This is a genomic window from Streptomyces sp. SID3212, assembly GCF_009865405.1.
Taxonomy (GTDB): Bacteria; Actinomycetota; Actinomycetes; order Streptomycetales; family Streptomycetaceae; genus Streptomyces.
The window spans coordinates 1-8,440 of the sequence record NZ_WWJY01000249.1; the positions used below are offsets into that span (position 1 = coordinate 1).

Below are 8,440 nucleotides of genomic sequence, written 5' to 3' on the forward strand. Positions count from 1 at the left end.
CTGCCGCCGCTCTCGCCCTGGCTGCTCGCGGCGCCGTACGTGGCGACGGCGACCGCCAGCAGCGCGGCGCCGGCCGCCGTCCACACCACCCGTCGTCTCCTGGCCCTTCGACGGCGCCGCTGTTCCCTGCGGGAGCGGGAGCGAGAGCGGGAATGGCGCCGACCAGGCATGTCCTCATGCACGCGTTCGAGGGTAATCGATGGTCAGTTCGATATGATCTGACTCATTCACCCAGGAATGTCACAGCGCCGAAAGCCCGTCCGCCCTGGTGCGCGTGGAGGCCCATGTCGCCCTGCCGCCACCCCTCTTGAGCGCGTCGGCCGGGCTGGTCCAGCTACCCGACGGAACTGTCGCCCGGAGTCGTACGGCACCTTCTCCGGCGACCTGTCATACGCGTCACAGCACGTCGAGGGACCGCTTGCGGACCGGGGCCGGAAAGGCCCGGTCGAGGGCACGGAGATCGTCGTCCGTCAGGTGGAGGTCCAGGGCCGCGTGGTTCTCCTCGACGTGCGCGACGGTCGACGCCTTGGGGATCGCCACGATGTCGTCGCGCCGCAGCACCCAGGCCAGGGCCACCTGCGCGGGCGAGACGCCACGCGCGGCGGCCACCGCCTTCAGCGTCTTGTGGCCGAGCAGGCGGCCCTGCTCCACCGGCGAGTACGCCATGATCGGGACGGCGAGTTCCCGGCAGCGGGGAAAGAGATCGAACTCCGGGCCCCGCCTCGTGAGGTTGTAGAGCACCTGATCGGTCTCCGGCCGGGCGTGCGCCGGCAGGTCCGCGAGGTCGTCGACGTCCAGGTTGCTCACCCCCCAGGCACCGATGCTGCCCTCCGACACCAGCGCCTCCATCGCCGCGACGGTCTCGTGCAGGGGGACACTCCCCCGCCAGTGCAGGAGGTAGAGGTCGATCCGGTCGGTCCCCAGGCGGCGCAGGCTCGCGTGGCACGCCTCGGCCGTACCTCTTCTGTCGGCGTTGTACGGCAGCACCTTGCTCACGAGGTACGCGTCGTCCCTCCGGCCCCGGATCGCTTCGCCGACCAACTCCTCGGCGGCCCCGTTCCCGTACATCTCCGCCGTGTCGATCACGGTCAGCCCCAGGTCCAGGCCCCTCCGCAGCGCGGCGATCTCCCCGGGGCGCCGTGCGGGGTCGTCGCCCATGCGCCACGTGCCCTGGCCGAGCACGGGAAGCTCCGCCCCGGAGGGGAACCGTACGGTCCGCATCGCTGTCATCGTCAGCTCCTTCTCGGCGATCAGGTGGTCACCATGCTCGCAGCCGCGGAGCCGGGGCTCTTCCTGGCTCCCCCCTCCCCTCCCGCCTGGTATCAGTGGTAGCTTCGATACCATGAGTGAGTCCAAAGGAGCCATGAGTCTGCGTTTCCCCGATCCACGGCAGCGTTCCGCCATCGCGGCGGCGGCCAAGGCCGCGGGGATCAGCATGCAGGAGTACATCCTGTCCGCCGCGTACGAGCGCGCCACCGCCGTCGAGAACACCTTCCTCGACGGCTTCAAGACGTCGATGGCCCGGAGCGGCGCGGCCTTCGACGCCGAGCCCAGCAGCATCGACCCCACGCCGGAGCAGCGCGCGGCGGACCAGCAGGCCCGCCAGGAGCTGGCGCGGCGGGAGCAGGGTCACGCCGCGTGAGTGAGCCGGAACCACAGATCGACGTCTCGTACCTGTTGCACGCCGCCGAGCTGCTCCCCCGGGATCCGCAGGTCGACGACTACGGCCCGCTCCACGCCGCCGTCGCCCGCGTCCACGCGCGGGCCATGGACCGCGACATCTACGGCTCGCACCACCTCAAGGCCGCGGCCCTGCTCCAGACACTCGTCAAGCTGCCCTGCCTCGAACACTCGAACGAGGCGTTCGCCTGGCACGCCACGGAGGCGTTCCTCTCCCTGTACGGCCATCGCCTCGACTACGACCCGAAGGCGGCGCCCGCCCTGGTCCGTGACACGGCGGCGGGGACGGTGGGGGTCGCGCAGATCGCCCGCCAGCTCCACGCGTGGACCGTCGGCTGAGCGGGGAGCAGCAGACGCGGCCGATGACCGCGTCGTCGTCCGGGTTCCCGCTCGTCACGGGGTGGCGCTGCCCGCCGTCGGCGAAGTCTCTACGACCGTCCCGGACGCCCCAGGAGCCACAGCAGGTACGGGCCTCCGACCAGCGCGGTGAGTGCTCCGACGGGGATCTCCAGCGGGGGCATCACCGTACGGGCCGCGAGGTCCGCGGCGACCACCATGACCGCGCCCGTCAACGCCGATCCCAGCAGGGGGAGTTGAGGGGTACGGGTGAGGCGCCTGGCCAGCTGCGGGGCGGTGAGCGCGACAAAGCCGATCGGTCCCGCGGCGCCCGTGGCGGTGGCCGCGAGGATCACGCCCAGGGTGGTCAGGCCGAGTTGGGTGCGCCGCACCCGTACCCCAAGCGCGGCGGCGGTGTCGTTGTCGAGGCCGAGCGGCCGCATGGCGCGGCTGGCCCACACCAGGCCGGGCAGGCAGAGGACCAGCACCCAGGCGAGGGGAACCGCCTGGTCCCAGCCCCGTCCGCTGAGGCTGCCGGTGAGCCACAGCTTGACCTGCTCGGCGGCGCCCAGTTCGCTCTCGGTGAGGTAGAGCTGCACCACGGCCGACAGCGCGACCCCGATGCCCACGCCGGTCAGCACAAAGCTGCTCGCCTGCATGCCGCGCCGCCACGCGACGGCGTACACGAGCGCCGCCGCGCCGAGACCGCCGGCCACTGACACGGCGGGGAGCGCCCCGGGCGAGGCGACGGTTCCGGTGGCGAGCGCCAGCACGGTCGCCGCGGCGGCGCCGTGCCCGACCCCGATGACGTCGGGGCTGGCGAGGGGATTGCGGGTGACCGTCTGCACCAGCGCGCCGGAGGCCCCGAGCGCGGCGCCGACCAGGGCACCGAGCGCGATGCGTGGCACCCGTAGTTCGCCCACGACCAGGGAGTACGGGCTGGGCTCGCCGCGCAGCACCCGCCAGACGTCAGCGGGCGGCACGTAGGTCTGCCCGACGCTCGCCGACGCGGCGAGGACGCCCACCAGCAGGACGAGCAGCACACCGGCGACCACGGCCGAACGCCGGTGCAGGAGAAGGGAGAAGCGGCGGCGGCGCAGCACACGCAGCCCGGCCGCGTGGGGGTGACGGGTGACCAGGGTTCCCCGGTGGGGCGGTGGCGCCGGGGGCCTCTCCGACACGCCGGCGCTCATGTGCCCGCCCCTTTGCGGCGTACGAGCACGATCAGCACCGGCACGCCCACGAGCGCGGTCATCACCCCGGCCGGAACCTCCGCCGGCGCGCGGACGACGCGTCCCGCGACGTCGGCCGCGAGCAGCAGGCAGGCGCCGAGCAGCGCGGACAGCGGGAGCATCCAACGGTGGCTGCCGGAGACCAGCCGGCGGGCCAGGTGCGGCGAGGCGAGGCCGAGGAACGCGATCGGCCCCGAGGCGGCGACGGCCGCCGCCGTGAGCATCGTCGCGCCGAGCGCCGCGCAGATCCGTACGAGCTGGACCCGGTGGCCGAGCGCGCGGGCCGTCTCGTCGCCGAGTGCCAGGGCGTCGAGGCCGCGGGCGGAGCCGAGGACCAGCAGCGCGCCGGCCACCAGGAAGGGCAGCATCTGCCCGACGGTCCCGGCGTCGCGGCCACCGAGCGCGCCCACCTGCCAGAAGCGGAACTGGTCGAGTGTGGCCGAACTCGACGTCAGGACCACGGTGGTGCCGCCCGCGACCATGGCGGACAGCGCCGTCCCGGCCAGCGCCAGCTTGACGGGCGAGGCGCCGTCCCGGCCGCGGGTCGCGAGGGCGTACACGACGCAGGCGGCGGCCACGGCCCCGGCGAAGGCATACCAGACGTACCCGTCGAATCCGCTCGCCAGGCCCAGGGAGACGGCGAACACGACGCCGGCGGCGGCGCCTTGGCTCAGCCCGAGGATGCCGGGGTCCGCGAGCGGGTTGCGGGTGACGGCCTGGAGGGCCGCCCCGGCGAGGCCGAGGGCGGCGCCCGCCGTGAGGCCGATGGCGGTACGGGGCAGGCGCAGCGACCGTACGACCAGCGCGTCCGGAGTCGTACCGCCGTGGAGCACGGCGTCGACGACGGTCGGCAGGGATACGGGACGGGCGCCGACGGCGAGGCTGAGGGCGCAGACGGCGACGGTGAGGACGAGGGCGGCAGCCAGCCACGCGGTCCGGGAAGCGGTACGGGACGCGGCGCCGGATGCCGTACGACGGGTCGGGGAAGCCGGTTCACGGGTCCCGGTTCCCCGTGCGGCCGGGCGGACCGCTGTCACGAGCCGATCGTGTCGGCGAGCTGCTTCACGACGACGCGGGCGGCGGTCGGTCCGGCGTTGAGGTACCAGGGGTCGTCGTCGACCTTGACGGCGTGACCGGCCTTGACGCCCTTCATCGACTTCCACAGGGGCCCGGCGAGCACGCTTCCGGAGTCCGTCCTGTCGGGGTCGCCCTGCACGGAGTAGAAGATCCAGTCGCCGTCGGCGAGGTCGATGCGCTCGGCGCTGATGTCCTCCGAGATGGCGGTGAACCGCTGCGGCTCGGGGCGGCCGAGGCCCATGTCGACGGCGATCGACCCGGTGAAGGAGGAGACGCCGAACATCCGGGTGCGGTCCGACGTGAAGCGCACCATGGACACGGCGGTGTTCGCGCCGCCGAGCTTCTTGCCCTGGGCGGCGGCGTCCGTGGTGATGTCGTCCAGCAGCTTCTGGGCCTGTCCGCCCTTGCCGACCGCGGCACCGACCAGCAGGAGGTCGCGCTTCCAGTTGATGCCCTGGCCCTTGGTCACCACGGTGGGCGCGATCTTCGACAGCTTCGGGTACAGGTCGCCGAGGGAGTCGTTGGCCAGGATCAGGTCGGGCCTGGCGGCGGCCAGCGTCTCCAGGTTGGGCGCGGCCCTGGTCCCGACGTCGGTCATCTTCCCGAGCTTCTGTCCGTACTGCGGGAAGGTGTCCTTGAGGTAGTCCGGTACGAGCCCGGCGTTGTCGGCGCGTGTGGTGGCCGTGGGCACGATGCCGAGGGAGAGGAGGTCGTCGAGCTGACCGGTGCTCAGCACGGCGATCCGCTGGGGTGTCCCCTTGATCGTCGTGGTGCCCTTGAAGTGCCCGACGGTCCGGGGGAAAACGCCGTCCGCAGCCTTCGCCCCCATGCCGGCGGCCATCGCGCCGGGCGCGGCGGACGGGCCCTCCGCGGCGCCGGCCACGAGGTTCCGGGAGCCGTCGGCGGCCTTTTTCCCCCCGGATCCAGCGCCGCCGTCTCCGCCGTCGCCCCCGGCCGAACATCCGGCCAGCAGTCCCCCGACGAGGGACACGGTCACGACCGCTTTCCACCGGAACGTACGCACACTGCTCTCCTCGCTCATATAAGGCGAGGCTTACCTTACACAAGCTCCGTAGGAGCCGTTCCGGGGCCCTCGTGCGCGTGGACCGGCGCCTGTGTCGTCCGTTCGGCGGGGTGCGAGGAACGCGTGCTCCGACGGGTGGAATCTCACGTCCACCCCTGCGGCCACGCCGTGGAGTGGGTGGCCTGGTGCCGGTAGTCGCTGGGCGGGAGGCCGTAGGCGGTGCGGAAGGCGCGGCTGAAGTCGGCGGGGTGGGTGAATCCCCAGCGGGCGGCGACGGAGTGGATGGGGTCGGTCCGGAGCGCGGGGTCGGTGAGGTGGTGGCGGGCGCGTTCCAGGCGCTGCCGGCGGATCCAGGAGGCGACCGTGGCGTCCTCGTCCCGGAAGAGGCGGTGCAGGTGGCTGAGGGAGATGTGGTGTGCGGCGGCGATGGAGCGCGGGGTGAGGCCGGGGTCGTGCAGGTGCCGCTGGATGAACGCCTGGATCCGCAGGACCAGCGTGCGCCGGCGGGTGTCCGGCGACGGGGACGTGTCGGTGCCGAGGGTGTGGGCGAACAGCGCGGCGACGAGGTCGGTCAGGACCGTCCCCAGACGGGGGCCGTCGTCCGGGGCGTACTGGCCGGTGTTGCTGGTCAGCTGGATGAGGAACTGGGCCAGCAGCGCGCCCACGCCTTCCTTCGCCGACATCCGCCGCCCGATCGCCTGGTCGGCCCTGTTCCTCGGCAGGGGCAGCTGCGTCTTGGGGAACTCCACCCCGACGATCCCGGTCCGCTCCTGACCGGTCCAGGTCTCGGACGGCCGCGACGAGTCGTTCGAATGGAACTCGTACACGTCGCAGATCGCTTCCTGCCTGTCCAGAACGAGTCTCCCGCTGCCTTTCAGGACAAGCGTCAGCTGGTAGACCTCGGGGTCGGACTGCCTGATGAGCTTCGGCGTCCGCCGAATGACGAGCGGCTGGAATTCCCCCGGCCACACCGACACCGCACCGAGCCGGATCAGCCGCTGGTGCACCTGGAAATCGGCCGCGTGGTCGCTGTGCAGCTCCATCGGGGCGTAGGACCGGCTCATGAGTTCCCGCCAGCACTCGAACCGGTCCGCCGCGGGCACGTCCTCACTCCGGAACACCGTTTCGACCAGCACGTCTCCCACCGTCTCCCCTCGCGTCCCCCGACCGGCTTCGCGCCGCTCCTCCACTCTCGTCACAAGCGGACCGGCGGTTCAAGAGGTTTTCGGCCGGGCGGAGGGTGATGCGCAGGCCGCTGCCTCACGTGGGGCTACCTGTAGACGCATCGTCAAGACGTGTGGACTCTTGGCCAACGACGTTCTGCCGGCGTCACGGCAATATCGACCCCGTCCACACCACCAGCCTCAGTGAAGCGCCTGAGGCCCAACGGGGAGAACACATGAAGCTGCGACGAGCACAAGGGATCACCACACGAGTCGCCCGGACGGTCGCAGGGTCGACCGCCGCGCTCACCGCTGTCGTCGGTCTGAGTCTGGCGGCGGCCGGACCCGCCGCGGCCGCCGAGAGCGGCAGCTGGCGGCCCTACGGCAACACGAATCCGATCACCTCCAGCTCCAGCGAGTGGCGTTGCGCCGGCACGATCCACATCGAGACCGATGTGCTCGCTCAGGTCTGCGCGGTCAGGGCGTCGAACGGGAACGGGAACGGGGTGCAGGGGGCGGTGATCGTCCGCAACGAACGATCCAGCTCCTACCGTGCGACAGCGGCCATGGACCTGGCGAACTCCAGCGGTTATCTGAACGAATGGATCTGTTCGTCGTCGGGGGTGGGGGCGAACTCCTGGTCCGTGTGTTTCGGACGGACCATCAACCACGCCGCTCCGGTGAACTCGGCAGGGGCGATCAACGGTGTGTCGCTCGGCATTTCACCGAGCGTCTGAAGCCGCCCGAGGGGGACGACCGCGTCTCTCGGCCCGCCGGCGCCGACCACCATCAGGTGGTCGGCGTCGGCGTTTCCGGCTTCTGGCGGGATGACGACAACGCCGGCAAGCTCCCCGGGCCGAACCCCTCGCAGGTATGGCACCGGCCGGTCACAGCTGCGGAAAGCGCCTGGTCGAGTGGGGACAGCATGCCATCAGGCGGTGGTGCGTGGAGGTCCGGACGTCCATGCATTGCTCATTCTTTGCCGCCGAACCGGCCTCTCGCTGGGGGCCATTGACAGGTCCTCAACAGCTGATCAATCATCACGGTACCCCCGGGCCACCGGAGGGCGGATGTGGTCTGCCCACGGCCCGCGTCCGCCTTGCGTCCGTCTGTCGTACGACGCTTCAGGAAGCGGGAAGCAGGTCGTCCCATGGAGATCGCACGTGATCCTTTACGTGATGGCAACGATGTCGTCGCCCGCTCCACGGCCGGGCCGGTCATCGTGACACGCGCGTTCGTCTGACTCTCTCGTACCTCTGACTCTCTCGTACGTACCCCCCTCCCCCCACACGGGAAAGAGCCAGCTTTGTCGGCGACAGAACCCTCCCATGTCTCCCTCCCCCCACGGTCGAAGCAGGCGAACGGCCCGGCCACGACCGCGGTGACGTCCCTCGCCCAGCAGCGGCTGTGGTTCCTCTCCCAGATGCGGGGCGCGAGCCAGGCGTACAACGAGGCGATGGCGTACCGGCTGCGGGGCCCGCTGGACCGGGCGGTGCTGGGCCGGGCGCTCGACGCGCTGGTCTCCCGGCACGAGGCGCTGCGTACCCGGCTGGTGGCCGTGGAGGGGGAGGTGTTCCAGCGGATCGATCCGCCGGACACCGGCTACACGCTGGTGGTGGACGACCTGACGGGCTGCGCCGACGCGGAGGAGCGGCTGGTCGCGCTCCAGGGGGAGGAGGCCGCCACCCCGTTCGACCTGAGCCGGGGGCCGCTGGTGCGGGGCCGGCTGGTCGTGCTGGGGGCGCGCGAGCACGTCCTCCTGCTGACGATGCATCACACGGTCTTCGACGGACAGTCGATGGACATCATGCTCCGTGAACTCGGGCCGGTGTACGCGGCCTTCGTCCGTGGGGCGGACGATCCGTCCGGTCCCCCGGCCGCGCAGTACGCCGACTACGCGCGCCGCCAGCGGGCGGAGGCGGAGGCGC

Annotated in this window: 9 protein-coding genes and 1 pseudogene; 4 read left to right on the forward strand and 6 right to left on the reverse strand. The window is 71.8% G+C overall.

What is annotated here, in order from left to right; all coding sequences use genetic code 11:
* Positions 1-182 (reverse strand): annotated as a pseudogene (locus GT042_RS38815) (hypothetical protein); the annotation flags it as partial.
* Between the two features lie 214 nt (positions 183-396).
* Positions 397-1,230, reverse strand: a complete 834-nt coding sequence (locus GT042_RS07720; protein ID WP_161307965.1) for an aldo/keto reductase — start codon at positions 1,228-1,230, stop codon at positions 397-399.
* A gap of 112 nt (positions 1,231-1,342) precedes the next feature.
* On the opposite strand from GT042_RS07720, the gene GT042_RS07725 reads away from it, so the two are divergent.
* A complete protein-coding gene (locus GT042_RS07725) occupies positions 1,343-1,642 on the forward strand; it encodes a DUF1778 domain-containing protein (protein WP_202532493.1) in 300 nt (99 codons plus the stop codon).
* A complete protein-coding gene (locus tag GT042_RS07730; RefSeq protein WP_161307966.1) occupies positions 1,639-2,019 on the forward strand; it encodes a fic family toxin-antitoxin system, toxin component in 381 nt (126 codons plus the stop codon). The genes GT042_RS07725 and GT042_RS07730 overlap by 4 nt, the downstream gene beginning before the upstream one ends.
* An 89-nt stretch (positions 2,020-2,108) precedes the next feature.
* Here the strand turns inward: GT042_RS07730 and GT042_RS07735 are convergent, their stop codons facing one another.
* The 4 genes from GT042_RS07735 to GT042_RS07750 form a co-directional block, all read right to left on the reverse strand.
* Entirely contained in the window at positions 2,109-3,209 is a 1,101-nt protein-coding gene (locus GT042_RS07735) for an iron ABC transporter permease (RefSeq protein ID WP_161307967.1), read from the reverse strand.
* A complete protein-coding gene (locus GT042_RS07740) occupies positions 3,206-4,174 on the reverse strand; it encodes an iron ABC transporter permease (RefSeq protein WP_161307971.1) in 969 nt (322 codons plus the stop codon). The genes GT042_RS07735 and GT042_RS07740 overlap by 4 nt, the downstream gene beginning before the upstream one ends.
* A 107-nt stretch (positions 4,175-4,281) precedes the next feature.
* The gene (locus tag GT042_RS07745) at positions 4,282-5,367 is read right to left on the reverse strand and encodes an iron-siderophore ABC transporter substrate-binding protein (protein WP_161307968.1); all 1,086 of its coding nucleotides are present in this window, start codon (positions 5,365-5,367) and stop codon (positions 4,282-4,284) included.
* A gap of 125 nt (positions 5,368-5,492) precedes the next feature.
* Positions 5,493-6,485 (reverse strand): helix-turn-helix domain-containing protein, encoded by a 993-nt coding sequence (locus GT042_RS07750; RefSeq protein ID WP_161307969.1) that lies wholly within the window; start codon positions 6,483-6,485, stop codon positions 5,493-5,495.
* Between the two features lie 263 nt (positions 6,486-6,748).
* On the opposite strand from GT042_RS07750, the gene GT042_RS07755 reads away from it, so the two are divergent.
* Both GT042_RS07755 and GT042_RS07760 read left to right on the forward strand, forming a co-directional pair.
* On the forward strand, positions 6,749-7,249 hold the full coding sequence (locus GT042_RS07755) for a hypothetical protein (protein ID WP_202532494.1): 501 nt from the start codon (positions 6,749-6,751) through the stop codon (positions 7,247-7,249).
* A 569-nt stretch (positions 7,250-7,818) separates the two neighbouring features.
* Positions 7,819-8,440 (forward strand): condensation domain-containing protein (locus tag GT042_RS07760; protein WP_345943709.1); only part of this gene is annotated, 622 nt, incomplete at its 3' end.